This window comes from Roseovarius sp. YIN77 (assembly GCF_057219155.1).
On sequence record NZ_JBXVVI010000001.1, the window covers coordinates 265995 to 291901 of the forward strand.

General features: G+C 51.7%; 26 protein-coding genes and 1 tRNA gene. 15 read left to right on the forward strand and 12 right to left on the reverse strand.

Annotated features, from left to right (window positions below):
- Positions 1 to 3: 3 nt before the first annotated feature.
- Positions 4 to 819 (forward strand): LpxI family protein, encoded by an 816-nt coding sequence (locus AC2D8P_RS01285; protein ID WP_484699760.1) that lies wholly within the window; start codon positions 4 to 6, stop codon positions 817 to 819.
- Positions 819 to 1979, forward strand: a complete 1161-nt coding sequence (lpxB, locus tag AC2D8P_RS01290; RefSeq protein WP_484700574.1) for a lipid-A-disaccharide synthase — start codon at positions 819 to 821, stop codon at positions 1977 to 1979. Before AC2D8P_RS01285 ends, lpxB begins: the two co-directional genes overlap by 1 nt.
- On the opposite strand, the gene mnmA is transcribed toward lpxB, so the two are convergent.
- Positions 1976 to 3124: a tRNA 2-thiouridine(34) synthase MnmA gene (gene mnmA, locus AC2D8P_RS01295; RefSeq protein ID WP_484699762.1), complete on the reverse strand. Its 1149-nt coding sequence runs from the start codon at positions 3122 to 3124 to the stop codon at positions 1976 to 1978. The two genes, lpxB and mnmA, sit on opposite strands and share 4 nt — an antisense overlap.
- Before the next feature lie 118 nt (positions 3125 to 3242).
- Here mnmA and sciP point away from each other — a divergent pair, with 118 nt between their 5' ends.
- The 5 genes from sciP to AC2D8P_RS01320 all read left to right on the forward strand — a co-directional run bounded on the left by sciP (position 3243) and on the right by AC2D8P_RS01320 (position 8864).
- A complete protein-coding gene (gene sciP / locus AC2D8P_RS01300) occupies positions 3243 to 3521 on the forward strand; it encodes a CtrA inhibitor SciP (protein ID WP_484699763.1) in 279 nt (92 codons plus the stop codon).
- A gap of 91 nt (positions 3522 to 3612) precedes the next feature.
- Positions 3613 to 4326 carry a response regulator transcription factor CtrA gene (gene ctrA / locus AC2D8P_RS01305; RefSeq protein WP_484699765.1) on the forward strand — a complete coding sequence of 238 codons (714 nt, stop codon included), beginning with the start codon at positions 3613 to 3615 and terminating at the stop codon, positions 4324 to 4326.
- A 99-nt stretch (positions 4327 to 4425) separates the two neighbouring features.
- On the forward strand, positions 4426 to 6552 hold the full coding sequence (ligA, locus tag AC2D8P_RS01310; protein ID WP_484699766.1) for an NAD-dependent DNA ligase LigA: 2127 nt from the start codon (positions 4426 to 4428) through the stop codon (positions 6550 to 6552).
- A complete protein-coding gene (recG, locus tag AC2D8P_RS01315) occupies positions 6549 to 8639 on the forward strand; it encodes an ATP-dependent DNA helicase RecG (RefSeq protein ID WP_484699768.1) in 2091 nt (696 codons plus the stop codon). The genes ligA and recG overlap by 4 nt, the downstream gene beginning before the upstream one ends.
- A gap of 57 nt (positions 8640 to 8696) precedes the next feature.
- Positions 8697 to 8864: a hypothetical protein gene (locus tag AC2D8P_RS01320; RefSeq protein WP_484699769.1), complete on the forward strand. Its 168-nt coding sequence runs from the start codon at positions 8697 to 8699 to the stop codon at positions 8862 to 8864.
- A gap of 148 nt (positions 8865 to 9012) precedes the next feature.
- On the opposite strand, the gene AC2D8P_RS01325 is transcribed toward AC2D8P_RS01320, so the two are convergent.
- Positions 9013 to 9459 (reverse strand): iron-sulfur cluster assembly scaffold protein, encoded by a 447-nt coding sequence (locus tag AC2D8P_RS01325; protein WP_484699771.1) that lies wholly within the window; start codon positions 9457 to 9459, stop codon positions 9013 to 9015.
- Between the two features lie 65 nt (positions 9460 to 9524).
- Between AC2D8P_RS01325 and hisI the strand changes: the two genes are divergently transcribed.
- Positions 9525 to 9890 carry a phosphoribosyl-AMP cyclohydrolase gene (gene hisI, locus AC2D8P_RS01330; RefSeq protein WP_484700575.1) on the forward strand — a complete coding sequence of 122 codons (366 nt, stop codon included), beginning with the start codon at positions 9525 to 9527 and terminating at the stop codon, positions 9888 to 9890.
- Here the strand turns inward: hisI and gluQRS are convergent.
- The 5 genes from gluQRS to gyrA all read right to left on the reverse strand — a co-directional run bounded on the left by gluQRS (position 9887) and on the right by gyrA (position 16057).
- Positions 9887 to 10741 carry a tRNA glutamyl-Q(34) synthetase GluQRS gene (gene gluQRS, locus AC2D8P_RS01335; protein WP_484699772.1) on the reverse strand — a complete coding sequence of 285 codons (855 nt, stop codon included), beginning with the start codon at positions 10739 to 10741 and terminating at the stop codon, positions 9887 to 9889. The genes hisI and gluQRS overlap by 4 nt on opposite strands.
- The gene (locus AC2D8P_RS01340; RefSeq protein ID WP_484699774.1) at positions 10738 to 11457 is read right to left on the reverse strand and encodes a class I SAM-dependent DNA methyltransferase; all 720 of its coding nucleotides are present in this window, start codon (positions 11455 to 11457) and stop codon (positions 10738 to 10740) included. The genes gluQRS and AC2D8P_RS01340 overlap by 4 nt, the downstream gene beginning before the upstream one ends.
- Entirely contained in the window at positions 11372 to 12709 is a 1338-nt protein-coding gene (gene trmFO / locus AC2D8P_RS01345) for a methylenetetrahydrofolate--tRNA-(uracil(54)-C(5))-methyltransferase (FADH(2)-oxidizing) TrmFO (protein ID WP_484699775.1), read from the reverse strand. The genes AC2D8P_RS01340 and trmFO overlap by 86 nt, the downstream gene beginning before the upstream one ends.
- Positions 12710 to 12790: 81 nt before the next feature.
- Positions 12791 to 13225, reverse strand: a complete 435-nt coding sequence (locus AC2D8P_RS01350; RefSeq protein WP_484699777.1) for a DoxX family protein — start codon at positions 13223 to 13225, stop codon at positions 12791 to 12793.
- Positions 13226 to 13333: 108 nt separating this feature from the next.
- Entirely contained in the window at positions 13334 to 16057 is a 2724-nt protein-coding gene (gyrA, locus tag AC2D8P_RS01355) for a DNA gyrase subunit A (protein WP_484699778.1), read from the reverse strand.
- A gap of 192 nt (positions 16058 to 16249) precedes the next feature.
- Between gyrA and AC2D8P_RS01360 the strand changes: the two genes are divergently transcribed.
- Together AC2D8P_RS01360 and AC2D8P_RS01365 are read left to right on the forward strand one after the other, a co-directional pair.
- Positions 16250 to 16519, forward strand: a complete 270-nt coding sequence (locus tag AC2D8P_RS01360; RefSeq protein ID WP_484699780.1) for an usg protein — start codon at positions 16250 to 16252, stop codon at positions 16517 to 16519.
- 52 nt (positions 16520 to 16571) lie between these two features.
- Positions 16572 to 16958 (forward strand): hypothetical protein, encoded by a 387-nt coding sequence (locus tag AC2D8P_RS01365; RefSeq protein ID WP_484699782.1) that lies wholly within the window; start codon positions 16572 to 16574, stop codon positions 16956 to 16958.
- Here the strand turns inward: AC2D8P_RS01365 and AC2D8P_RS01370 are convergent.
- Both AC2D8P_RS01370 and rocF read right to left on the reverse strand, forming a co-directional pair.
- Positions 16955 to 18007, reverse strand: a complete 1053-nt coding sequence (locus tag AC2D8P_RS01370) for an ornithine cyclodeaminase (RefSeq protein WP_484699784.1) — start codon at positions 18005 to 18007, stop codon at positions 16955 to 16957. The genes AC2D8P_RS01365 and AC2D8P_RS01370 overlap by 4 nt on opposite strands.
- A gap of 8 nt (positions 18008 to 18015) precedes the next feature.
- The gene (rocF, locus tag AC2D8P_RS01375) at positions 18016 to 18945 is read right to left on the reverse strand and encodes an arginase (RefSeq protein ID WP_484699786.1); all 930 of its coding nucleotides are present in this window, start codon (positions 18943 to 18945) and stop codon (positions 18016 to 18018) included.
- Between the two features lie 118 nt (positions 18946 to 19063).
- Between rocF and AC2D8P_RS01380 the strand changes: the two genes are divergently transcribed.
- A complete protein-coding gene (locus tag AC2D8P_RS01380; RefSeq protein ID WP_484699788.1) occupies positions 19064 to 19486 on the forward strand; it encodes an Lrp/AsnC family transcriptional regulator in 423 nt (140 codons plus the stop codon).
- Positions 19487 to 19492: 6 nt separating this feature from the next.
- On the opposite strand, the gene AC2D8P_RS01385 is transcribed toward AC2D8P_RS01380, so the two are convergent.
- Entirely contained in the window at positions 19493 to 19960 is a 468-nt protein-coding gene (locus AC2D8P_RS01385; protein ID WP_484699790.1) for a disulfide bond formation protein B, read from the reverse strand.
- On the reverse strand, positions 19957 to 20535 hold the full coding sequence (locus AC2D8P_RS01390) for a YqaA family protein (RefSeq protein WP_484699792.1): 579 nt from the start codon (positions 20533 to 20535) through the stop codon (positions 19957 to 19959). Before AC2D8P_RS01390 ends, AC2D8P_RS01385 begins: the two co-directional genes overlap by 4 nt.
- Before the next feature lie 501 nt (positions 20536 to 21036).
- On the opposite strand from AC2D8P_RS01390, the gene AC2D8P_RS01395 reads away from it, so the two are divergent.
- The 4 genes from AC2D8P_RS01395 (at position 21037) to AC2D8P_RS01410 (ending at position 24477) form a co-directional block, all read left to right on the forward strand.
- Positions 21037 to 21123: transfer RNA gene (locus AC2D8P_RS01395), tRNA-Leu, on the forward strand.
- Between the two features lie 1310 nt (positions 21124 to 22433).
- Positions 22434 to 23507, forward strand: a complete 1074-nt coding sequence (locus tag AC2D8P_RS01400; protein WP_484699795.1) for a GmrSD restriction endonuclease domain-containing protein — start codon at positions 22434 to 22436, stop codon at positions 23505 to 23507.
- Position 23508: 1 nt separating this feature from the next.
- Entirely contained in the window at positions 23509 to 24207 is a 699-nt protein-coding gene (locus tag AC2D8P_RS01405; protein WP_484699797.1) for an MAE_28990/MAE_18760 family HEPN-like nuclease, read from the forward strand.
- Positions 24208 to 24225: 18 nt separating this feature from the next.
- Positions 24226 to 24477 carry a type II toxin-antitoxin system HicB family antitoxin gene (locus AC2D8P_RS01410; protein ID WP_484699799.1) on the forward strand — a complete coding sequence of 84 codons (252 nt, stop codon included), beginning with the start codon at positions 24226 to 24228 and terminating at the stop codon, positions 24475 to 24477.
- A gap of 208 nt (positions 24478 to 24685) precedes the next feature.
- Here the strand turns inward: AC2D8P_RS01410 and argE are convergent, their stop codons facing one another.
- Complete coding sequence (argE, locus tag AC2D8P_RS01415; protein ID WP_484699801.1) at positions 24686 to 25849, reverse strand: acetylornithine deacetylase; 1164 nt, start codon at positions 25847 to 25849, stop codon at positions 24686 to 24688.
- Positions 25850 to 25907: the final 58 nt, after the last annotated feature.

Here is a 25907-nt window from a genome sequence, read left to right on the forward strand (position 1 = left end):
AACATGCTGGCCATAATTGCCGGGCGCGGGCAGCTTCCTGCTGCGATTTCCAGCTCAGATCCGGACGCCTTGATTTGCGCCATGCACGGCTTTGCGCCGGATGTGCCAAACAGACAGATCGATATTGAATTCAGGATTGAACGGCTGGTGCCATTTCTGATGGAGCTAGGCAACCGAGGTGTGACCGAGGTGTGTTTTGCCGGCGCCGTTAATCGACCAGCGCTGGATCCGTCGATCTTTGACCCCCAAACAGCGGCGTTGGCGCCCCGGTTCTTGCAAGCCATGCAAGGCGGGGATGATGCGACGCTACGCTTTGTTCTGGATCTGTTTGAAGAATTTGAATTCACCATCAAAGCGGCCCATGAGGTTGCGCCGGAGCTGCTGCCGAACTCGGGTGTTTTGGGGACAGTGGAGCCTGACGAGGTAGCTCAGGCTGACGCGAAAAGGGGCTTGGCTGTTCTGCAACTGATTGGTCCCGCCGATATCGGGCAGGGATGCGTGGTACAACAGGGTCAGGTGCTGGCTGTTGAGGCATTACCCGGTACGGATTGGATGCTGGATCAGTTGGCAATAGCCCCGTTTGCGGCCCGCCCTGATCCAGATCGGGGTAAGGGTGTTTACTACAAGGCCCCCAAGGCCGGGCAGGACCGGCGTGTTGATCTGCCGACCATTGGGCCGGATACGGTGCGGGCTGTTGCCGCTGCTGGATTGGGTGGTTTGGTAATCGAGGCCGGGGGCGTAATGGTCCTGTCCTTGCCAGAGGTTGTATCGGCCTGTGATGCGGCCGGATTGTTCCTGTGGGTACGGGACGCGGATTGATGCGCGCCTTTGTCATAGCTGGGGAGCCGTCGGGCGATAATCTGGGACAGGCCCTGATGTCGGGCCTCAGGCAGTTGGTCCCGGATATCCAATTTACAGGTATTGGCGGGCCAGGAATGCAGGGTGAAGGGCTGACCAGCCTGTTTCCAATGGACGAGCTGTCCGTCATGGGCATAGCAGAAATCGCGCCGAAATATTTTCACCTGAAACGCAGGATTGCCGAAACTGCGCAGGCGGTGATTGACCAGAATCCAGATGTGCTGATCACAATCGACAGCCCGGATTTCAGCCTGCGCGTGGCCAAACTGGTCAAAGCAGGGAGTGATATTCGAACGGTGCATTACGTGGCACCCACGGTTTGGGCCTGGCGGGCTGGGCGCGCTGCAAAGATGGCGACAGTGATAGATCAGGTTTTGGCGCTGTTTCCCTTTGAACCCCCATTGATGGAGGCAGCAGGGATGCGGTGCGATTTCGTCGGGCATCCGGTTGTGGCCCATGACCAAGCAACGGACACAGAGGTGCAAGTGTTTCGCGACGTGCATGGTATCGGTGCGGACGCACCATTGGTGTTGGTCTTGCCGGGGTCGCGTCGGGGGGAGGTGTTGCGCCTATCAGACACGTTTGGCAACGCCTTGCACGCGTTTGCAACCCAACACCCAGATGCCCGTTTCGTCGTTCCAGCGGCGGCCCCGGTGGCGGATTTGGTTATATCGCAATTGTCCCAATGGCCCACAGGCACGATTGTGATTGATCCGCGAGACGGGGACCAGGCTGGTGTGCAAAAACGGGCGGCCTTTCGATCGGCAGATGTGGCCTTGGCGGCCTCTGGCACGGTGTCGCTGGAACTGGCAGCGGCGGGCACGCCTATGGTGATCGCCTATGACATGAACTGGATCAGCCGTCAGATCATCAGCCGAATGTTGCTGACAGATACGGTGACGCTGGTCAATCTGGTGGCGGAAAGCCGCAGCATCCCAGAGTTTCTGGGCCCAAATTGCCAACCTGGACCGATCGCAGAGGCTTTGTCACGCATTCTGAAAGACCCGGGCGAACAGATCGCCGCGATGAAGATCACGATGGATCGGTTGGGGCAGGGACAAGAGGCGCCGGGTGTGCGTGCAGCGCGGGCCGTTCTGGACGGGCTGGGGCTCGAGCCTTAATTCCCGCGCCAGATCCAGCCACCGCCAAAGATACGCGAACTGTCGGTGTCATAAAATACACAGGCCTGCCCAGGGCTGACGCCTTGTTCCGGGGTCAATAGTTCGACGTTCGCCTCTGTCGCGGATATCGGACGAATGATCGCCTCTCTCGGGGGGCGGGTCGAACGCACCTTGACCGCAACATGCCATTCAGAGCGACTGTCCATCGGTTCATCCCCCAGCCAGTTGATTTCACGGACGGGAACGATACGTGTGGCCAACAACTCTTTGGGGCCAACGATGACATGGCGTTTGTCGACATCGAGTTTTACCACATACAGCGGATCAGAAAGCCCACCGATGCCCAAGCCACGCCGTTGGCCGATCGTGTAGTGGATCACGCCCGTGTGTTGGCCCAGCACGTTGCCGTCGGTATCGACGATGTCGCCGGGTTCTGCTGCGCCGGGGCGCAGTTTTTCAATCACGCTGGCATAGTTGCCATCTGGGACAAAGCAAATGTCTTGGCTATCGGGCTTATCGGCCACGGGCAGGCCGTATTTGGCCGCCAATTTGCGGGTTTCAGCCTTGGATTTCAAATGGCCCAGCGGGAAACGCAGAAAATCCAACTGTTCCGGTGTCGTTGAGAACAGGAAATAGGATTGGTCACGGTTCGCATCCGCCGCGCTGTGCAGTTCCGGCCCGTGCTGACCATCAAAGCGTTGGATGTAATGCCCGGTCGCCATGCAATCAGCATCCAGATCTTTGGCGGTTTCCAGAAGATCCTTGAATTTCACCCGTTCATTGCAGCGGATGCACGGCACTGGGGTTGCGCCGGCCAGATAACTGTCGGCAAATTCGTCAATCACGGCGTCCTTGAAGATGTTTTCATAATCCAGAACGTAGTGGGGAAACCCCATCTCTTCGGCAACGCGGCGGGCATCGTGGATATCGACACCGGCGCAGCAGGCGCCTTTCTTAGCCAAAGCCGCCCCGTGATCATAGAGTTGCAGGGTGACGCCAACCACATCATAGCCCTCTTCCGCCAATTGGGCGGCCACGACAGAACTGTCCACGCCGCCGGACATTGCGACAACAACGCGTGTGTCATGTTCGGGTTTGGCAAAGCCGAGGGAGTTCACCGGATGGGTGGTTTGCGCCAATGTCATTCAAATTCTCCTGAGACCCGTCAGAATATAGGAAAATGCAACAGACTAACAAGAGGCTGTTTCACCCATCCTTAAGGCAATTTGGAAATTGTTTTGCTAATCAAGCAAGGAACCAGCCATGTATCTGAAAAAAGTAGACGGACCAAGAGCGATCAAGCTCCCTGATGGGTCAATGTTGTCACGTGCCGATTTACCACCTGTGGAAACCAAACGATGGGTCGCCAGCCGTAAAGCCGTTGTTGTGCAGGCCGTAGCCTTTGGGTTGCTGTCACTAGGGGAGGCGAAACAGCTTTATGGGTTAAGCAGTGAGGAATACGAGGCATGGGAAAACGCAGTTCGTAAACATGGGGCGGAGGCACTGAAGACAACTTCTCTACAACGCTATAGACAATCATAGGTTGCACTGCTACGTAGGAATCGCTGATAACGGGCGATTAACCATTCACAGTCATTGTTAATACATGTGAAGGGATAAAGCGGAGCAAGAAATGCGTGTACTTTTAATAGAAGACGATCCAACGACATCAAAAAGCATTGAACTGATGCTGACCCATGCAAACCTGAACGTGTATTGCACGGAGCTGGGGGAGGAAGGGATCGATCTGGCGAAATTGTATGATTACGATTTGATTCTGCTTGATCTGAATTTGCCGGATATGAGCGGGTATGAAGTGCTAAAACAGCTGCGCCTATCCAAGGTGGAAACGCCGATCCTGATCCTGTCCGGGACCGATGATACCGAAAACAAGATCAAGGGATTTGGATTTGGCGCGGATGACTATCTGACCAAACCCTTCCACCGAGAGGAACTGATCGCCAGAATTCACGCGATTATTCGCCGCTCCAAAGGACATTCGCAATCAATCATCACCACGGGGCAGATATCGGTCAATCTGGATGCCAAAACGGTGGAGGCGAACGGACAGTCGGTAAATCTGACCGGCAAGGAATATCAGATGTTTGAGTTGTTGAGCCTGCGCAAGGGCACAACGCTGACCAAGGAAATGTTTCTGAACCATCTTTACGGCGGGATGGATGAGCCGGAGTTAAAGATTATTGATGTCTTTATCTGCAAGTTGCGCAAAAAACTGAACGCCGCAACACATGGCGAAAACTATATCGAAACTGTTTGGGGGCGTGGGTATGTTCTGCGTGATCCCCAGGTTGACGTGTCGCGCGGCCCAATTGCCATCAGCGCCTGACGACATTTCCCGGCATATGTCAGCAGGATAAGTTCTTTCTCTGGACCTCTTGGGATGGTGATCCTATCACTTAGATAAAGACACCTCCAAGAGGGCCGAATGGAACAGGGCAAGCCGGTTGAAAACCTAACACGTGACGAAGCACAGGCAGAGTTGGACGCGCTGTCCAAGGTGCTGTCGCAGGCAAATATCGAATATCACGGTGATGATGCGCCGCAGCTAACCGATGCAGAATATGACCGGTTAAAGCAACGCAATAGCGCGATAGAGGCACGATTTCCCGATCTGAAACGAGAGGACAGCCCCTCTGAGCAAGTAGGGGCGCCGGTATCAGACGGATTTGCCAAGGTGAAACATGCGGTTCGCATGATGTCACTGGGAAATGCGTTCGACGACGCCGATGTGCATGATTTTGATGAGCGTATTCGTCGTTACCTAGGCCTGTCCGCCGCGACCCCGTTGTTTTATACTGCAGAGCCAAAGATTGACGGGCTGTCACTGTCATTGCGCTATGAATCCGGACAGTTGGTGCAGGCCGCAACGCGTGGGGATGGCGAAGTCGGCGAGGATGTCACCGCAAATGCCCGTACCATTGCCGATATTCCACAGATGATTGACGGGGCGCCCGAGATTCTTGAGGTGCGCGGCGAGGTTTACATGAGCCACGCTGATTTTGATGATCTGAATTCAAGGCAGGCCGCGAAGGGGGACAAAACTTTTGCCAACCCACGCAACGCGGCGGCGGGGTCGCTGCGCCAATTGGATGCAAGCATTACCAAAACACGCCCATTACGATTTTTTGCCTATGCCTGGGGGGAGGTGTCCCAACCGCTAGGGCAAAGCCAGACGGACGCTGTTTTCTTGTTTGCGTCCTATGGGTTTCAGACCAATCCGCTGATGAAACGCTGCGAAACCGTGGCCGAATTGTTGGGGCATTATTCAGGGATAGAGCTGCAGAGATCGACATTGGGCTATGACATTGACGGCTTGGTTTACAAGGTCGATGATCTGTCGTTGCAATCCCGGTTGGGTTTTAGGTCCACGACGCCGCGATGGGCGATTGCGCATAAGTTTCCGGCTGAAACCGCCTGGACCCGGCTGGAAGTGATCGACATTCAGGTCGGACGTACAGGGGCATTGTCGCCTGTCGCGCGTTTGTCGCCAGTGACCGTCGGTGGCGTTGTTGTCTCTAATGCGACGCTGCATAACGAAGACTATATCAGGGGGCTGGATTCCAAAGGTGCGGTCATCCGGGATGGCAAGGACATTCGCGTTGGCGACTGGGTCAAGGTTTATCGGGCAGGCGATGTCATCCCCAAAATTTCTGACGTTGATCTGAGCAAACGCCCCGCAGACAGCCCTGAATATAAGTTTCCCAAACAATGTCCGGAGTGTGGATCGCCCGCGGTTCGGGAAGAGGGTGACGCTGTCAGACGCTGCGTTGGTGGGTTGATTTGTCCGGCCCAAGCGATTGAAAAGCTGAAACACTTTGTCGGTCGAGCGGCGTTTGACATTGACGGTTTGGGTGCCAAACAGGTTGAGGCCTTTTACGTGGATGAGCTGCTGCCAATTAAAGAGCCAGCAGACATCTTTACGCTGGCAGAGCGCAACCGTGCCAGTTTAGGTAAACTGGAAAACCGGGATGGTTGGGGCAAACGGTCGGTTGAAAAGCTGTTTCAAGCCATCAACGAACGGCGCAAGATCGAGCTGAACCGCGTGATCTTTGCGCTTGGTATCCGCCATGTCGGGGAAGCGGCGGCAAAGGTTTTGGCAACCAATTACGTCAGTTGGGACGCCTTTTTTACGGCTGTGCGGGCCGCCCAAATTGGGGAAGGGGATGCCTGGGACGCCCTGATCGCAATTGACGGGGTTGGGGTGGTGATGGCGACATCCCTGATCCAAAGCCTTCAGCAAGAGGCGGAGCAAGCATCGATCCTTCGCCTGGTGGCGCAACTGGACATTCAAGACATGCCCCAAGTGGATGTGACTGATAATCCGATCGCTGGGAAAGTCATGGTGTTCACCGGAACGTTGGTAAAAATGACCCGGGCAGAGGCGAAAGCGCGGGCAGAGGCGATGGGGGCAAAAGTCTCTGGATCAGTATCCGCCAAAACCGATATTTTGGTGGCTGGCCCTGAGGCCGGATCCAAAGCAAAGAAGGCCGCCGATCTGGGCGTTGAAACGATTGATGAAGATGCCTGGTTGCGATTGATCGGTGCCGAATGAGTGGCCGCCCGGAAATACTGTTTCCCTTATTCGCCGGGCTGGAAACACTGACCGGGGTAGGGGCGAAAACCGCTCAACATCTGGGCCAGACCGACATCGAGAAGCCGCGTGATCTGTTGATGACGCTGCCCTATTCCGGGGTGGATCGAAAGCTGGTTCCGACGGTTCGGGGGATCGAACTGCCCCGAGTCGTGACGGTAGAGGTCGAGGTCGGGCCACATTATCCGCCCAAGGTTCGTGGCAGGCCGTACCGTGTGCATGTTACGGATAGTAAAGACAGCTTTCAGCTGGTGTTTTTTCATGCCCGTGGGGACTATGTGCAAAAACTGCTGCCCACAGGTCAGCGACGCGTTGTTTCCGGGCGGGCAGAGATGTTCGATGGCATCGTTCAGATGCCACATCCAGACTATGTGCTGCGCCCGGAAGAGGCCGGATCGCTGCCCGCGTTTGAACCCATCTATCCGCTGACATCCGGTGTGACGCAAAAGACGATGGTCAAGGCAAGCACCGCCGTTCTAGACCGGTTGCCAGACGTTGCGGAGTGGATTGATCCAGCCCTGAAGGTTAAAGAGAAGTGGCCTGATTGGCGGGATGCTTTGCAATTGGCACATCGCCCCGCTTCCGCAGTCGATCTCAGCCCGGATACGCCAGTAAGACAGCGATTGGCCTATGATGAATTGTTTGCGCATCAACTAACGTTGGCTTTGGCGCGTGGGCATTCGCGTCGGCGAAAAGGCGTGATCAATCAGGGCAACGGCGTTTTAACGCAAAAGGTTCTCGATGCCCTGCCGCACACGCCAACAGGGGCACAGAACCGGGTGATGGCAGAGATTGCCGGGGATATGGCAGGGCCCCATCGGATGAACCGGTTGCTGCAGGGCGATGTGGGATCGGGAAAAACACTGGTCGCCATGAACACCTTGTTGATCGGGGTCGAGGCAGGGGGTCAAAGTGTCATGATGGCCCCGACAGAGATTTTGGCGCGTCAGCATTATGATGGGCTGGGTCCGTTGGCTCAACAGGCCGGTGTCACTCTGGATATCCTGACCGGGCGGGATACCGGGGCAGAACGCAAACGCAAACTGGCAGCGTTGAAGGATGGTCGCATTCATATTATGGTGGGCACCCACGCTGTCTTTCAACAGGATGTGTTTTTCAACGATTTGCGCGTCATTGTTATTGATGAACAGCACAGGTTCGGGGTGCGTCAGCGCCTGGAACTGGGGGCAAAGGGGTTGGCTCCCGATGTTCTGGTTATGACGGCTACGCCAATTCCGCGTTCGCTGGCGCTTGCACAATATGGCGATATGGATGTGTCGGTGCTGGACGAAAAACCACCGGGTCGCGCGCCTGTCACCACCGCGCTGGTGTCGGATGGGCGGTTGGATGAGGTTGTGGATCACCTGCGACAGGCAATTGCGGAGGGTCGGCAAGCCTATTGGGTGTGCCCGTTGGTTGAGGAAAGCGAACGCGTTGATCTGACGGCAGCGGAGACTCGGTTCAAAGCCTTGCGTGCAGCTTTGGGCGAGGGGCAAGTAGGATTGGTTCACGGCCAGATGCCCCACACAGAAAAAGATGCGGCCATGGCAAGGTTTGTGGCTGGGGACTGTAAAGTTCTGGTCGCGACAACAGCAATCGAGGTGGGGGTCAATGTGCCCAATGCCTCTATCATGGTGATTGAACGCGCCGAATCCTTCGGGTTGTCTCAATTACACCAATTACGGGGCCGTGTGGGCCGTGGATCGGAAAAATCCACCTGCCTGATGATGTTCAAGCCTCCCCTGACTGAAAGCGCCAGACGAAGGTTGGAAATTCTGCGTGAAACAGAGGACGGATTTCGAATATCAGAAGAGGATCTGAAACTTCGCGGTGCGGGGGATGCGATCGGTACGGCGCAATCGGGGATCCCCAAGTTTTGGGTTGCCGATCTGGAACGTCAATCGGGGTTGATGGCGATCGCCCAAACGGACGCCCGTAAATTGCTGCAAGATGATCCAGATTTGACATCGGACAGAGGGCGCGCGGCACGTATTTTGCTGTGGTTGATGGAACAGGACAAGGCAATCAAACTTATCACTGTTGGTTAAGTGTTGAGCATATGTTCACAAATGTTCTTAATTAGTTCTTTACATGGAAGAGAGTTTGTGAGAACAATAAGGGAACAAATAGAACGGTTGCAGGGTGTAGAGATGATCAAAGAGGTGAAAAAAGTCATAGTTAGAAGCCACGGCGCACTTATTGGCGACATTCTGGGTGCCGCGTCTTTGTGTGTGATGCTGGCCGTCGCTCTGCATCTGCCCGCTATTGTTTAAGAATTCTGCCTGCGTTCTGAATCTGATGGATGTGCAACTGTCCCCAACTTATCGCACTTGATCCCCACATCTGCCTGTCTGTGACGGGATCGCCATCACCTCTTCCTCGAACGCGACTTAGCCGCTCTGATTTTCAGAGCGGCTTTTTTTATGCCGCGTCGGTGATCTGGTTAATGGCCTCTAGCGACGCCTCCAATGATAACAGGATAGAAGCATGCCGGTTTTTATATTCGCGTGCGGGTAACAGGACCTCTAACCCGTCAAAGGGGGCGTCCGGGGCCGGGCCGTCGGATTTCAACATCGCCAATAATTGATCCCGCGCTGTCTGAATCTGTTCTTTGCTGCACCCGACGATGTTAGCACCCACGACGGATGCGGCGGCCTGACCCAAGGCGCAGGCTTTTACGTCTTGGGAATACTCACTGACAACGCCATCAGAAACGACAAGCTCGACCGTAATTGTCGAACCGCAAAGCGGCGCACGACGTTTCACCTGTGCCTGGGGTGCCGACAGCGGATCTGTGTTCGGAATATCGGCCGCAAGCGCCAGAATGCGCGTGGAATAGAGGCTAATCAGATCAGAATCCAGGCTCATGGCTTTTCCTTCGGGTGTGTTTGACCTAGATAGTTCACGACCGACGTGCAGGAAAGGGGTCGATGATGCGTTTTGAGACATCAACGCTAAAATACAACGATCAAGGTCTGATCCCGGCCATTGCGCAGGATGAGCGTTCTGGTGAGGTTTTGATGATGGCCTGGATGAATGAAGAGGCGGTTCAAAAGACATTGGAAGCCCGTCGTGTCACCTATTGGTCGCGGTCCAGGCAGAGTTTTTGGGTTAAGGGCGAAACCTCGGGACATGTGCAGGAACTGGTCGATTTGCGTGTTGATTGTGATCGGGATTGTCTTTTGTTGGTGATCCGGCAGACCGGCCCGGCTTGCCACACCAACAGGCATAGTTGTTTTTACACATCCGTGACTGATGGCAGCGAAGTTGAACTGATGAAACCGATGGTGGCGGACTAAAGACCGACCATTTTCCGAATGTCCTGCGGCGTATATCCGTCCTGTCGATATTTTCTGATCGCGCGCGCGTCATCACGTTTGGCAAGTCGTTTTCCCGCGTCGTCCCGGATCAGCCGATGGTGATAATAATTTGGTGTGGGTAGACCAAGTAATTTCTGGAGCACGACATGAATCTGTGTGGCATCAAACAGATCATGGCCACGTACGACATCAGTGATATTCTGATCCGCATCATCGACAACCACAGCCAAATGATAGGAAATCTGCCCGGTCTCTTTTCGGCCTAGAACCACATCGCCGACATTGTTGATCAACGCACCTGACGACACGACGATTTTATCGGGTTCCAATTCACCTGTTTCATAAAAATAAACTTCGTTACCAATGAGTTCTGCGGACTTTTTTATATCTAGTCGCATTGCATCTGTGGAGTTTTGATCGATCACTTGCCGATCGCGACAGGTGCCGGGATAGACCAATCCATCTGGTCCTTGAACGGGTGAGACGCCTTCTTGTGGGGCACATAGTGCCTCTTTGATGGCGCGCCGATTGCAACAGCATGGAAACAGCAGGTTCATGGATGCGAGTGTCGAAAGGGCGCCTTCATAAACATCCAGACGATCAGACTGTTTGATAACAGGCCTGTCCCAATTAATGCCCAGCCATTCCAGATCTTCAAGGATCGCCTGGGTAAATTCATCACGGCATCGGGCCTGATCCAGATCTTCAAGGCGCAGCAGAAACTGGCCTGATCGCGCCCGCGCCATATCATGTGCGAGCAGAGCTGAATAAGCGTGGCCAATATGCAGATAGCCAGTTGGGGAAGGGGCAAATCGGGTGCGAAAGATCACTTCTTTTCTACTACATAAACCATCGACTTCATGTTTCGTCCGGGCAAATGCGGGCCGTAATCGCGAAACAGCAACGTCGCAGTTGCACAGTCCAAATATTCGTTAACCTTCGCCTCGTAAACCGGATCTGCTAGGGCATGGTCATTGTAGGAAAATGCAAACAATCCGCGTGGCGCTAACGCCGTCATTAAGTCATCAAAGACCGATACCGGGGCCGCGCCCGCACCGATCACACCGCAGGCGACAATAACATCATAGTTGCCGGGATTAATTGGCTGTGATGCGTCAGGATTAATGACAGACAAAGTGCCATATATCCCCTTTTCCTGTGCCACATTGGCCATTTCTGGCGAAACATCCATTCCATCAATGTTTTGAAAACCAAGGCTTTGCAGGGCGAGACCGCTAAGCCCCGTGCCACAGCCATAATCCAGAATGGAGACGTCGGGGTTACAGAATTTTTTTAAGGCTATGGCGATGCGGCCGGGCGTGGCATATCCATTTTCGGCAACTTCGTCCTCGTAACTGTCGGACCAGGCATCATAGAAGTCTTTGCCACTTTGATCCGAGTTCAGGCCGTAAGCTTTATCCAGGAATTTTTCCGTCATACCGACAGAATAGGTGAATTTGTTAAAGGGCGTCCAGCCACGTTTTCCAATCGGCTTTGGCCCGGTCGGTGTAAGCTTTGTAACGTGTTTTGCGATTGCGCCGGCCACCTTTGGCCTCTGCTGGGGGAAATAGGCCGAAATTCACATTCATCGGCTGGAAGGTTTTTGCCTCTGCACCACCGGTGATGTGATGGACCAGCGCCCCCATTGCCGTTGTTTGTGGCGGGCTGGAGATGGGGTGATCTGTTAGTTCAGCCGCTGCTAGACGCCCGGACAATAATCCCATGGCGGCGGATTCCACATATCCCTCAACCCCGGTGATCTGGCCCGCAAACCGGATATTGGCACGAGAGCGCAGGCGCATTTGATCATCCAAAAGGGTTGGGGAATTAATGAACGTGTTACGATGGATGCCGCCCAAACGGGCAAAAGAGGCATCTTGCAAACCAGGTATCATTTTAAATACAGAGGTTTGCGCGCCATATTTCATCTTTGTCTGGAAGCCGACGATGTTAAACAGCGTCCCCAAGGCATTATCCCTGCGCAACTGAACAACGGCGTGGGGTTTGACATCCGGCTGATGTGGGTTGGTCAGACCGACGGGCTTCATCGGGCCAAAGCGCAAAGTCTCACGACCGCGTTCGGCCATCACCTCAATCGGCAGACAGCCATCAAAATAGCCGGCGGTCTCGCCCTCGTGAAACTCAGTTTTATCCGCGGTGAGCAGGGCGTCGATGAATGCCTCGTATTCATCCGCTGTCATGGGACAGTTCAGATAGGCTTTGCGCTCTTCTTCTGTCTCGCCCTTGTCATATCGCGATTGCATCCAAGCCTTGGACATGTCGATGGAATCGGCATGAACGATGGGGGCGATGGCGTCAAAGAAGGCGAGGCTTTCCGCGCCTGTATGGGCCCGAATGGAATCGCCCAATGCGCCGCTGGTCAACGGACCGGTGGCGATGATCCAGTTGCCGTCTGTGGGAAGTTCGCTGATCTCCTCGGCCACGACCGTAACATTTGGATGGCTTCGAAGGCGTTTTGTGACATCTTCGGCAAACGGATCGCGATCAACCGCCAATGCAGATCCTGCAGGGAGTGAATGGCGATCTGCCATTTCCATGATCAGGCTGCCGGCCTGGCGCATTTCCCAATGTAGTAGCCCGACGGCGTTGCCCTCATGATCATCAGACCGGAAGGAATTGGAACAGACCATCTCTGCCAAATTGCCTGTCTGATGCGCAAAGGTACCGACCTTTGGCCGCATCTCGTGAATGATCACCTGAATGCCGCGCTCAGCCGCTTGCCAGGCAGCCTCTGACCCAGCCATGCCGCCGCCAACGATATGTAATGTTTTGTCCATGGGGGCGATCTAGTTCGTTTTTGTGTAAAGGAAAAGGGGCGACGTGAGCCGTCCCTTTGCAGAAACGTTATTTCTTAGCCGTTAGACGGTAACGAGCGTACGATTGGATCTGGCATCCACGGAAATGGACCCGGCACCATGAACGATCAACAAAAGGAAGCCACCAGCCAAGCCAAGGTTTTTCATGAACATGATCATTTGCATCTGATCACCCGGCACAAAATGATAGAGCAGGGCGGCTGACGCGCTGAACCCGGCCAGGGCGAGCGCTGCAAAACGTGTTTGGTATCCGACCAACACAGCAAAGCCGCCAATAATTTCCAGCAAGATCACGGGCCAAGCCAGAAAGCCGGGCACACCACCAGAGGCCATGTAACCCGCAAACCCCTGAACGTCGCCAAGTTTGCCAATCCCGGCGTTGATGAAAATGAGGGCCAATAAAATGCGTGCGGCCAATTCTGCGTAGGGTTTGAGTTGTGTCATGGATCTGTCCTCTGTCACGATATGTTTGGTCATCGACCACCGACATAATTCGTGCGTCAGAGCGAAGATAGGCCCATTTCTACACAAGTTCTGATCGCAATTGCACAGTGGGAATTCGGGGCAGTTAAGCCCCGATCGCTATTATTCCTCGTCTGCCTCGTCTTCTTCTTCGGCGATCCAGGCGACAGAGACGACCTCCTCCCCCTTAGAGGTATTGAAGACTTTCACGCCACCGGCGCTGCGGGATCGGAATGAAATGCCATCAACCGGGCACCGGATGGATTGGCCAGTGGAGGTAGCTAACATGATCTGATCGTCCATGCTGACCGGGAAAGAGGCCACCAAATCGCCGCCGCGCATGGCCTTATCCATTGCCGCGACGCCCATGCCGCCCCGACCACGGACCGGATAGTCGTGAGAGGACGACAGCTTTCCAGCACCGTTTGCAGTGATGGTCAGGATCAGGTCCTCTGCCGCAGACATTTCGGCGTAGCGTTCGGGTGTTATGTTACCCTCGACGGTGTCCTCGTCATCAGCTTCTGCGTCATCTGTGAGCCCAGCGACAGCCCGGCGCATTTTCAGATAAGCGACGCGCTCTTCGGCAGTGGCGTCAAAATGGCGAATAACGGACATCGAAACGACATTGTCCTTACCAGACAGCTTGATCCCGCGAACGCCGGTTGATTTGCGACCTTTAAAGACGCGAACAGCGGTGGATTGAAAACGGATGGCCCGCCCGGAATTGGTGATCAGCATCACGTCGTCATCTTCGGCACAGATGCGTGCGTTGACGAGGCTGACGCCTTCCGGCAGATCCATCGCGATTTTGCCGTTGGAGCGTACATTGGTGAAATCCGACAAGGCATTGCGGCGGACATCGCCTGCGCTGGTCGCAAAAACGATCTGCAAATCGGCCCATTCGTCATCCGGGCGATCCACAGGCATGATGGCCGCGATGGATACACCAACAGGCATTGGCAGTATATTGACGATCGCCTTGCCCTTGGCGTTACGTCCACCTTGGGGCAGACGCCAGGTTTTCAGCTTGTAAACCATGCCGTCGGTGGTGAAGAACAGCAATTGTGTGTGCGTATTGGCGACGAAGAGGTTGGTCACCACATCGTCATCCTTGGTCGACATGCCAGACAGACCTTTGCCCCCACGTTTCTGGGCCCGAAAATCTGCCAGAGGGGTGCGTTTGATGTAACCGGTCTGGGTGATCGTTACGACCATGTCTTCGCGTTCGATCAGATCCTCATCTTCCATGTCGCCAGACCAGTCGACGATTTCGGTACGACGCGGAACGGCGAACTTCTCTTGCACCTCTTTCAGTTCGTCAGAGATGATGGCCATGATCCGTTCACGGGACCTAAGGATATCCAGATATTCGCGAATAGCTGCGGCGAGCTCTTGCAGCTCATCAGTGACCTCTTTCACCCCAATCTGGGTGAGGCGCTGAAGGCGCAGATCAAGAATGGCGCGGGCCTGAACCTCAGAAAGGTTATAGGTGCCATCATCGTTGATCGTATGGGTCGGATCGTCGATTAGTTTAATGTACTCTGCGATATCTGTGGCTGGCCAGCGTCTCGACATCAGCTTTTCGCGTGCATCTGCAGCATCGGCAGATGCGCGGATTGTTGCGACGACTTCGTCCACATTGCTGACAGCAACCGCCAGACCACACAGGATGTGACTGCGCTCACGGGCCCTGCGCAGATTATAGGCTGTACGGCGCGCAACCACCTCTTCCCGGAATTCAATGAAGGAGGTCAAAAACCTGCGCAATGTCAGTGTTTCCGGGCGTCCGCCATTTAGCGCCAACATGTTGCAGCCAAAAGATGTCTGCATGGGCGTGAACCGGAACAGTTGGTTCAAGACGACCTCTGCCGTGGCATCGCGTTTCAATTCAACGACAACACGCACGCCGTTGCGGTCAGATTCATCCTGAACATGGGAAATGCCCTCGATCTTTTTCTCGCGCACTTGTTCGGCGATCTTTTCGATCATCGAGGCCTTGTTGACCTGATAGGGGATTTCGTCCAGCACAATGGCGTAGCGGTCTTTGCGGATCTCCTCGACCCGGGTTTTGGCGCGCATGATGACCGATCCGCGTCCTTCCAAATAGGCTTTGCGGGCACCGGAACGGCCCAGCATGATGCCACCAGTGGGGAAATCTGGGCCGGGGACGTATTGAATCAGATCTTCGGAGGACAAGTCAGGATCGTCGATTAGGGCCAGCGTGGCATCGATCACTTCGCCCAGATTGTGTGGCGGGATATTCGTGGCCATGCCAACCGCAATACCGCCAGCGCCGTTGACCAACATATTTGGAAAACGTGCGGGCAGAACCGTGGGTTCGCGGTCTTTGCCATCATAGTTGTCCTGAAAATCAACGGTCTCTTTTTCGATGTCGGCCAGCAGGGATGCGGCCGGTTTGTCCATCCGCACTTCGGTATAACGCATCGCAGCCGCGTTATCGCCATCCATGGAGCCAAAGTTGCCCTGACCATCCAAAAGCGGCAGAGACATCGAAAAATCCTGTGCCATCCGCACAAGGGCGTCATAGATCGCGCTATCCCCATGTGGGTGATACTTACCCATGACATCCCCAACCGGGCGTGCCGATTTTCGATAGGATTTGTCATGCGTGTTGCCGGACTCGTGCATCGCGTAAAGGATACGCCGATGAACTGGTTTCAACCCGTCGCGCAGATCGGGGATTGCCCGGCTGACGATCACGCTCATCGCGTAGTCGAGATAAGAGTTTTTCATCTCATCCGTGATGGACACGACAGGGCCGTCATATGCCACGGGTTGGATTTTATTTTCTTGATCGTTTTCAGGAGTTTCTGGCGTGTCGTTCACGTTGATTACCGCTCTCGTACCATATTCTATATTTTGTTGTTGAGACTATACAGGAGGGCAGATGGTGTGTGCAATGGGTGAGGCCCCAGGAACACGTATGAAATGCTCACGACATGGTAACTGATTGTTTTCATTGAAAACTAATTCAGATGTGCGACACTGTTTGTAGATAATAAAACAATGAGGTTAGGCATGAACAAATCCGAGACTGAGATGATGTTGCAAGGCTATGGTTTGACAACCGCGGAAATGTTCTACCACCTGCCTGATTATCCGCATGTTTTAAACAGCTATATCTGGCAGGAATACGATTTGGCGCCCGATATGCCCCAACTGTTAAAGTTCGTGGAATTTTGGCAGGAAGAGATTGAGGGGCCGTTGCATTCCATCCGCTACACACACCGCAAACTGATAGCCCCTGGAGAGTGGAGAAATGTTGTGGGGGAATTCAATCTTCATTAGGAGCCGATACATTTTTGGTGCCGCGGGCAGCGTGTTGATTTGGTTTGGGTTGGTGGCTCACGCCACAGCTGGCGCTTTATGCGATGACTTATCGGGCCATTCTGCCGATAGCGTAGAGTTTGAAAATCTGAGCCCCGATCATCTGGAAAATTTTACCGGCTGCACCTTGCAATCTGGTGCAACGTCGTCTGTCATTTGCGGTTGGGAGTTTTCATTTCGGGATGAGGCGGCGAATGTGTTGTTAACAACACTGAGATCAGAGATCGAAGCGTGTTTAACAAACCCAGACAATGTGAGTATTGATGACAGCGTCAATCACCCGGACAGTTTTGACAACAAGATATACGATCTGGATGGCACGCTGTTTCGGATATCAAAAAAGGATAAGGGTGAAATACAAAAAACGTTTATTTTTGTGATATTTCACACCAATAATTAATGTACTGATCTCTGCAACATCCCAAACAGATCGCGGGGATCATCCGGATCTGCGATCATGTCCAGATCCTGATACAGGTCTGTGTCCTTGATCTTTGTCAGGACGTAACGCAGGGCAGAGAAATCCTCCACAGCAAAACCGACCCCATCAAACAAAGTGATTTGGCGGTTATCTGTGCGGCCTAGTTTGGTGTCATTGATTACCTCCCACATCTCGGTAACGGAGAAGTCGTCGGGCATTTGCTGAATCTCACCCTCGATCCGGGTTTGCGGTGTGTATTCGACAAACACATCTGATCGTTTCAGGATATCTTGATGAAGCTCTGTCTTGCCCGGGCAATCACCGCCGATGGCGTTAATATGCACGCCGGCCCCAACCATATTATCAGTCAGGATCGTGGCATTTTGTTTGTCTGCGGTGCAGGTGGTGATAATTTGTGCCCCTTCGATCGCCTCTTCGGGGGTATTACATGGTTCAAGCGTAAATCCGAACCCTTTGAGGTTGCTGACAAGTTTATCAGTGGCGGCCTTGTCGATGTCGAATAGCCTCAGCCGCTGCACCCCGCAAATCACGCGCATAGCGAGCGCTTGAAATTCCGATTGGGCACCATTGCCGATCATGGCCATACAAGTCGCCCCTTTAGGGGCCAGATGGTGCGCAACCATTGCAGAGGTTGCAGCCGTGCGCAACGCGGTCAGAACCGTCATTTCTGACAGCAATACCGGGTAGCCGGTATCGACAGTCGCCAGGAGGCCAAAGGCGGTCACGGTTTGCAGACCTTCCTTTGTGTTTTTCGGGTGGCCGTTTACATATTTGAAGCCGTATACCTCGCCGTCCGAGGTGGGCATCAGTTCGATCACACCATCGCGGGAATGGCTAGCGACGCGGGGGGTTTTGTCAAACAATTCCCAACGGCGAAAATCATCCTCGATGTAATCAGCAAGATCGCGCAGCACGGTTTCAATACCGATGTGATGCACGAGTTTCATCATGTTCTCGACGCTTACAAAGGGCACATAGGCAAGTTTTGATGGGGTAGGTGCGGTCATAGCGGATCTCATGCAAATCGGGGGGTTGGGCGGTCAAACACGCGGCGACCGAGGAGTGAGGCCGTCAAATCGACCATGACATGTGCAGTTTTTCCCCGTTCGTCCAGAAATGGGTTCAATTCCACAAGGTCCAGAGATGTCACAAGACCGCTGTCATGCAAAAGCTCCATGACCAGATGCGCCTCTCGCAAGGTAGCACCGCCTGGAACGGTTGTTCCAACCGCCGGCGCAAAGGACGGATCGAGAAAATCAACATCAAGCGATACATGCAAAAGGCCGTTCGCAGCAGCAACTTGGTTCAAAAATTGACGCAAGGGCGACGCAATGCCATTTTCATCGATAGCCCGCATGTCAACGGCCAACATGCCGGTTCTTTGCAGCGCTTCCCTTTCCGGCGTATCCACGGATCGCAAGCCGATTAAACAGACATTTTCCGTGGGGATTGGGGCGTCAAGTTTTGGGAAATCTTCAAAACCCTCACGTCCGGTTACATAACCCAATGGTGTGCCGTGCAGGTTGCCGGAACCCGATGTCGTCGGAGTGTGATAATCAGTATGCGCATCCAACCACAATACGAACAAGGGGCGATCGATGCTTTTGGCATAGGATGCCATGCCTGCAACCGAGCCAAGTGAAAGCGCATGGTCACCGCCCAGAAAGATAGGAAATCCGCGTGCGGCGGCATCCTGCCCAAAATTTTTCAAAGTCTGAGTCCAGGCGATGTTCTGCGTGAGCTCAAAGACGGTTTCCTTGGCCGCATCGACATGGTCGATCTTGGCAGGCGCCAGATTGCCCAAATCTTCGACGGTGTGACCAAGTTCTCGCAACACAGAGGAGATCCCCGCGGTTCGATATGAATCAGGGCCCATCAGGCAACCCTGGCGCCGTTTACCGCAGTCGACGGGCGCACCAACTAATATGCAATTTTGAGGAGTCATTTCTTCACCTAAGTCTTTCGCTTTAACCTATTTATTATTCGTATTGATGCATATGGACAGGTAAAATATGTTCAAAACAACCAATCGATGTTCAAAGTGAAAGTATATAGTGGCCAAAATGGACAATAATGATGAACGCTTGATTGCCGCGCTCCGGCGTGATTCCCGAAAGACCTTGTCGGAATTATCTGCTGAGTTGAAGCTAAGCCGCACAACTGTCAGGGCGCGCATCGACAGGCTGATCACCTCTGGTACAATTCTGGGCTTTACCGTAGTGCTGAAAGACGAGGCCAGATCTGCACCCGTAAGGTCGTTGATGTTATTGGGGATCGAGGGGCGAGGGACGGACCGTATCGTCCACCGTTTAAACGGTTTTCCGAGTGTCGAGAAAATTCATTCTACCAACGGTAAATGGGATTTGATTGTGGAAATCGGTACCGAAACGTTAGAAGCACTCGATACCGTAATCTCTGAAATCCGAAAGATTGAGGGTGTTCAGACGAGCGAAACAAATCTGTTGCTGTCGACCCGGAAATCCTAAGGCTGATTAACTGCCGACCGGGCGACGCGCCGCTGCAAGCCAGATAAGCGCGAGGCCAAACGCGATAATCGCGTTCCAGCTGGCCATGGATAGCGTCAGAAACTCCCATGCGACCTCATCACACATCACCGGCAACGCGACATTTTCTGTCGAAAGAAGATCGCTGCCACTAATGTTGGAAAGGGAACCGCCACTGCATCCGGATGGTCCTTCCCACCAGCCACGTTCAACACCGGTGTGGTAAATCCCGATCCCACCCGTTGTTACGGCCGCGATCGCCCCTAGATAGGGCCAGATGCGTCCAGGCACCAGAATGGCAATAACGCCAATAATGACTGCTGCCAAATGTGGCCATCGCTGCCAGATGCACATTTTGCATGGTGCTAATCCGCCCAGATACTGAAAACCAAGTGCCCCAATCAACAGGGTGGCGGAACCAGAAAAGGCAATAATGATCAATTGCTTGCGTGTCATATGTATTTCACCAAGAAAAAGCCGCCGATAAGCAAAACCATGAAGGTGGTAAATACCAGCCCCAACCGTTTTTCAATGAAGTTTCTGATGGGTTCACCAAACTTCCACAAAAGGCCGGCCACAATAAAAAACCGAAGTCCGCGCGCAATGATTGAGGCAAAAATGAATATCGGCAAGGACAATCCAGTGGTACCCGACAGGATCGTGATAACCTTGAATGGAAAGGGTGTAATCCCTGCGATCAAAACGGCCCAAGCCCCCCATTCATTGTAGCGTGTGCTGAATTCAGCAAAATGGGCATCCTTGCCATAAAATTCCAGTACCGGGCGCCCGATAGTTTCGAAAAATCCGGCGCCAATCGCATAACCTGCCAAACCACCCAAAACCGATGCTGCCAATGCAACGGAGGCGATGCGCCACGCCCTGTGTGGCGCGGCAATGATCATCGGGATCATCAGGATATCTGGGGGGATGGGAAAGAATGATGCCTCTACAAAAGAAATGATTGCCAATGCCCAGAGTGCGCGCGGTGAGGCGGCGAGCGACAAGGTCCAATCATAGAGCGGCTTGATCATTCAAAATTCCTTTTGCCCCATGCAACATGCTGCTGGACAATCGTCAAGTCAGATCATCATTTGGTTCATTTTGCAGTGGACGGCGGTAAAAAGGGACGCTAAATGACAACCCGGTGGCCCGAGTGGCGGAATGGTAGACGCAGGGGATTCAAAATCGTGCGTGTGTCATCAAAAATAATTCTTATTATAATCAACAGCTTACGAAGGCGGATTTTGGCTTAAAGACTGTGTGCCAAAACAAAAAGTCTGTTCGCTATCGTAATGGTCGAAATATCAATATAATTTCATAGACTTACAATCGTTTCGAGTGAATTCTTTTTAGGTTGAAAATTTAGTAATCCCCCGGACTAAATTGAGCCTTTAGGCATCCAATCGTAAATTGCTGCACTTTAAGTGCCGGTGTTTTTCGGGCGGGGTTGAGATACAAAGAAAAAAGTATCTCAAGTCTACAACAATGGGCTTTTCATCATTTTCAATTTATGACAATGAGTGCTCGTAATGGCGGGTGTGGCGGAACCGGTAGACGCGCTGGATTCAAAATCCAGTTTCCGCAAGGAAGTGTGGGTTCGAGTCCCACCACCCGCACCATAAACTCAAATGAAATCCTTGCGCCAACGTGCCATTGTACCATTGTACCATTGTACCATTGTGCCAAGAGCATACGTATAGAGATAAAGCTTTTTGTAATATCAAGGTCTTTAATATCTCATGCTTGCATATGCGACCCAGTTCGAGTCCGGGAAAGGGCACAAAGAAACATTAATAAAATATGATGAAAGATACTTTGCGAAAGTGCGTTGAAGTTGTTGTTCTTACACACTCAACGATAACTTGCTTGTTGGTTAATTCCATTTAGCAATGCAATAGATTTCACCTGATGACTACGCAGGTAGCATCTTCAAACCCCATAACAGATTTAATAACTCGATCACCACGTTGTAGATATTCATAACTTACGATCGCCATGCGATATGCGGAAGAAGACGGGCTTTGAAAGATCACCATCTCTGTCGGACCGGAAATACTGTCTTCATAAAGTATTGATAGTTTGAAAGACGTGTCAAACGGACGTAAGCCAACAACTTCTCCAGCGAATTTTTGACCTCGTGCGAACACTGTGGCACTAGTGCCTGTCCATTGGACGGATGTGCTAATCTCTAGCTCTGATAACTTTAGAATATGTTCGCAGGAACCTGTCGCAGGTAAACTTTGTTGGGCGTGCGACGTTGAAACGAAAATTGCCAGGAAAATACCACTTATTGCACTTAGTCTCATGCCTATCATACACCTAAAAATTGTTAGAACTCGACGAGCCTTACTAATACAAATGTCAGTTTGTGTTCAATTAAATACCGCCGAAAGTTCAAATAATTTTTAGCATTGAACGAGGGAGATTCAAGTAATCTGAGATTCAGTATTTGTCGTCTGCAAAGGTACAAAAATTGCTTGTGCCATACTCGTGCCAAATCTCGTGCCATTGTGCCATTGTGCCATTTTGACAACCATACACCGTACTAAATAAAGGGTTTTCTATCATCCGACAGGTTTCAAAATCCCCCGATGGTAACATCGTGAGAGTTCGAGTCTCTCCTCGGGCACCACTATTCAATATAATACAATAATAACAATTACTTACGGAATTATGGTAGTATTTGCCATTGTGAACCGGAAGTCAAATTCTATGAATAATAACAAATATTTACAAAGATATAACTTAATAGGCTAAAATAAAACTACTGACCGATTACGAATAAATTACGATCGCTCGCTTAACTTGTTTAACGAGTATTGCGCATTGCCCACAACTCAATAGAGTGTATTGCGAAATATGAGATTAGCGCTCCTCAATTGAGGGTAAGTGCTAAAAAAAGAGAAACATTTCAGGGCAGGACTACACATTGGTAACCGATGAAATTCTAGAAACTGAAAAAGACTCGGACATTGCTGATCCAGACGCAACATTTCCTCCAAATCGGGACGTGGTTACGCAGAATTACGATTTGGTAGTTGGGTCGTTGATGGAACAAATCAAAAGTAACGATATTGTGCTTAGGCCGTCGTTTCAGCGAGGGTATGTTTGGTCTAACGCCACCGCGTCACGCCTAATTGAGTCGATAATACTTAATGTCCCGATACCACCATGCTACCTATCTCAGAATGAAGAGTTTGAGCTTGATGTTATTGATGGTCAACAACGGTTAGAATCTATCCATCGCTATATGGACAATCAGTTCTCTTTGTCTTCGCTATCCATAGCAAAAGAATTGAATGGTTTACGTTTTCATAAATTGCCTACGAAGATTCAAAGGCAAATCAAGACGCACACAATCAGATGTGTAATGATCACAAATAAATCTCACCCCGATGTTAAATTTGACATTTTTGAACGCCTAAACTCAAACACTTCAACATTGAATGCACAAGAACTTCGCAACTGCCTTTATCGAGGATCTCTAAATGATTTACTTAGGGAGATTGCTGAACGCCCTAATTGGTTGAAGATATTAGGTAGAAAATCTCCTGACAAACGTATGCGAGGCGAAGAGACAATCTTGAGGTACTTTGCCTTTAATCGTTTAGGATTAGATACTTATCGAACTCCTTTAAAAAATTGGTTGAATGAAGCTGCTGAGAAAGGGCGGAAGCTCACGTACGACGAATTGGCGGAATTCGACAGAGATTGGGAACATATGATTGCGATCTCAGGCATATTATTCCCCCCAAACGAATGCTTTCGCCGCCCAGAGAGTAAGCCTATTAATAAATCCCTGTTTGATCTCGTTTCTAATATCTCTTCTAAGCTAACGCCTGAGATGGCAGTCGAGCATCGCGATCAGTTTCGCTCAACGTACTACAAACTTCTCAAAGATGAAGAGTTTGAGGACTTAATTTCGCGAGCAGTCGATCACAAAAAAAGAACGGAACGGCGCTTTAAGCTCTGGGAACAACATTTTTCTTGGGTGAACGAATAACTTGCCTAGATATACAGTAGCTTATTCGGCGCTGGTTGATCGCCTTGGTGAAGTTGAAGTGCTCCTTCACATGGCAAGAAAACTAGAACGCCAGAATGCCACGAAGCATTCAAAGGAAATCAACGCGCTTTGTCGAGGTGCGGTCGTATTGTTGTCTAGTCATATCGAAGGATTCACAAAAGAGATTGGAGAATTAACATTAACCAGAATATTTGAAAACAATGTATGCAGGTCGAAAATTTCGAACCTTATTTCTTTTCATGCTTCACATGATATAATTTCAGAAATCAAGAACACCTCAGATGCAGAAAAGCTGGCGGCAAAAATTGTAAAGTTTATTGATCGGGATCTGCCACTTTGGGAACAAACTGGCGCTCACCCCGAACCGATTTCTGAAGACAGGTTCAACAAGAGCTTTTCATCACCCTCGTTTCAAAAAATTGCGTCTTACGTTAATCGATTTGGATACTTGGAATTCAAAAAAGATTTGTGTGCAAAACTGAAGGGTGACTATCTGCCTGCGAAAAACCTTATTGATCACATTGTTGATGTAAGAAATAAGATTGCGCACGGTGATCCGTTGGTTTCGAAAACTCCCAACGATTTGCTCGAAACTATTCCATTGGTTAAGCTGTTTTGCCGTACAACAGATGATCTCTTTTCGTCTTGGTGCAAGATAAACATCTGTAGTATTCGCTAAAATTTAATGGGGGGCGAAATGTGTTTTATAGCGATCGTACATCACGATGTAGACTCTTCGTTCGGATTGTCGTTTCCAGACGTGCCTGATTGTTTTGCCGCAGCGGATCAGGAAGCGGATTTGATTAAAAACGCTAGCGCGGCCCTCAAGGACTTCTTTGTAGATGGCCATCCAATACCGAATCCGAAAGCTCAGGAAGTAATTGAGGCAGAGTTTCGCAGCGAGTTGGAAAATGGCGCTTATTTAGTTTGGGTGCCGCTTCCTGCTTAGTCATCAATTTGGCTAAGTATTTATCGTAGATATATTGTTATATTTTGGCCAAAATAAACAAAAATAATTACGAATAAATTACGATTGTACCCATTATCTATTTGAAACTAAACAATATATGTGACGCTCCTCGGGCACCAAATAATTTTCAATTATATTATGAATTTACGCAACGTGTTTCGCGTTATCTCCGGCACATGAATACCGATCACTGTGACAATTTATTTGATAGTTTACCCAGAAAATCCAAGCCCTGATTCAATTCGTCGATTTCTATATATTCGTCGGCCTTGTGGGCGCGGCTGATACTGCCGGGGCCAAAGACCACCGTCGAAATTTCTGCATCACTGAAATATCCGGCGTCTGTGCCAAATGAAACGACTCCGGTGTCGTTGATTCCAGTCACGGAGCTGACCAACTCAGTCGCCAAAGCGGCATTGCGGTTGTTTAGGGGCGGGACCGCGGTTTCAGTGAGGATGCGAATTTCCGCCTCTTCGGACACCGCCTTCATCTGCGGCAAGATTTCATTTGCTGCGAAGGCTTCGATTTCCGCGATGACATCTGCGCCATTTTCGCCCGGCATAGTGCGGTATTCCCAATTGAAATTGCACCAGCCAGCTGTCGCGTTGCGGGCTGCGCCGCCTTCGATCGTGCCGACATTAAATGTCGGATAGGGTGGATCAAAAGGTGAATTAATTTGGGGATTTGCCGCTCGCTCTTCATTCATGCTTTCAATCTTCGTGATCAGCTTCATCGCGGCAGAGATCGCATTGACGCCTTGGCGTGGATCACAAGAATGCACGGCAAGCCCTGTGATCTCTGTTCGCATTTCATAGCCGCCCTTGTGCCCAGTGATGATCTTCATATCTGTCGGTTCCCCGACGATTGTGATACTCGGTCGAAACGGCACCCCCGCGAGGCTGTTCAAAAGCACGGGTACACCAAATCCGCCGGTTTCCTCGTCATAGGTGAAGGCGATGTGAATTGGCCTTTTCAATTCGGCTGACTGAAAACGCGGCACAGAGGCCAGAACGCAGGCAAGGAACCCTTTCATATCCACGGCGCCACGGCCATATAGACGGCTGCCGCGTTGGGTCAGGGCAAACGGATCGCTTGCCCATGTTTGTCCGTCAACCGGAACCACATCGGTATGGCCGTTAAGAATGACCCCGCCGTCAATTTCTGGCCCGATCGTGGCAAAAACATTGGCCCGTTCGCCTGCCTCGTCATAACTGAGGGAACATTCTACCCCGCATTCGTTCAGATAATTCTGAATATAGCCCACTATCCCATGCGTCGGGCGGCCTGACAGGCTGTCGAATCCAACCAACTGGGATAGAATTTCGATAGTGCGTTCAGTTGTGTCAGACATGCCAAGCTCCCTCAAACGATATGCTATCGCCGCGTGTCAGACAGGCAAGAACAATGTT

Coding starts and splice junctions, on each gene's coding strand:
- mnmA (WP_484699762.1), bottom strand. CDS start 3,124: ATGACATTGGCGCAAACCACCCATCCGGTGAACTCCCTCGGCTTTGCC.
- argE (WP_484699801.1), bottom strand. CDS start 25,849: ATGTCTGACACAACTGAACGCACTATCGAAATTCTATCCCAGTTGGTT.
- AC2D8P_RS01410 (WP_484699799.1), top strand. CDS start 24,226: ATGTGTTTTATAGCGATCGTACATCACGATGTAGACTCTTCGTTCGGA.
- AC2D8P_RS01385 (WP_484699790.1), bottom strand. CDS start 19,960: ATGACACGCAAGCAATTGATCATTATTGCCTTTTCTGGTTCCGCCACC.
- rocF (WP_484699786.1), bottom strand. CDS start 18,945: ATGACTCCTCAAAATTGCATATTAGTTGGTGCGCCCGTCGACTGCGGT.
- AC2D8P_RS01390 (WP_484699792.1), bottom strand. CDS start 20,535: ATGATCAAGCCGCTCTATGATTGGACCTTGTCGCTCGCCGCCTCACCG.
- ctrA (WP_484699765.1), top strand. CDS start 3,613: ATGCGTGTACTTTTAATAGAAGACGATCCAACGACATCAAAAAGCATT.
- AC2D8P_RS01360 (WP_484699780.1), top strand. CDS start 16,250: ATGAACAAATCCGAGACTGAGATGATGTTGCAAGGCTATGGTTTGACA.
- hisI (WP_484700575.1), top strand. CDS start 9,525: ATGCGTTTTGAGACATCAACGCTAAAATACAACGATCAAGGTCTGATC.
- recG (WP_484699768.1), top strand. CDS start 6,549: ATGAGTGGCCGCCCGGAAATACTGTTTCCCTTATTCGCCGGGCTGGAA.
- AC2D8P_RS01370 (WP_484699784.1), bottom strand. CDS start 18,007: ATGACCGCACCTACCCCATCAAAACTTGCCTATGTGCCCTTTGTAAGC.
- ligA (WP_484699766.1), top strand. CDS start 4,426: ATGGAACAGGGCAAGCCGGTTGAAAACCTAACACGTGACGAAGCACAG.
- AC2D8P_RS01380 (WP_484699788.1), top strand. CDS start 19,064: ATGGACAATAATGATGAACGCTTGATTGCCGCGCTCCGGCGTGATTCC.
- AC2D8P_RS01285 (WP_484699760.1), top strand. CDS start 4: ATGCTGGCCATAATTGCCGGGCGCGGGCAGCTTCCTGCTGCGATTTCC.
- lpxB (WP_484700574.1), top strand. CDS start 819: ATGCGCGCCTTTGTCATAGCTGGGGAGCCGTCGGGCGATAATCTGGGA.
- AC2D8P_RS01350 (WP_484699777.1), bottom strand. CDS start 13,225: ATGACCAAACATATCGTGACAGAGGACAGATCCATGACACAACTCAAA.
- sciP (WP_484699763.1), top strand. CDS start 3,243: ATGTATCTGAAAAAAGTAGACGGACCAAGAGCGATCAAGCTCCCTGAT.
- trmFO (WP_484699775.1), bottom strand. CDS start 12,709: ATGGACAAAACATTACATATCGTTGGCGGCGGCATGGCTGGGTCAGAG.
- AC2D8P_RS01325 (WP_484699771.1), bottom strand. CDS start 9,459: ATGAGCCTGGATTCTGATCTGATTAGCCTCTATTCCACGCGCATTCTG.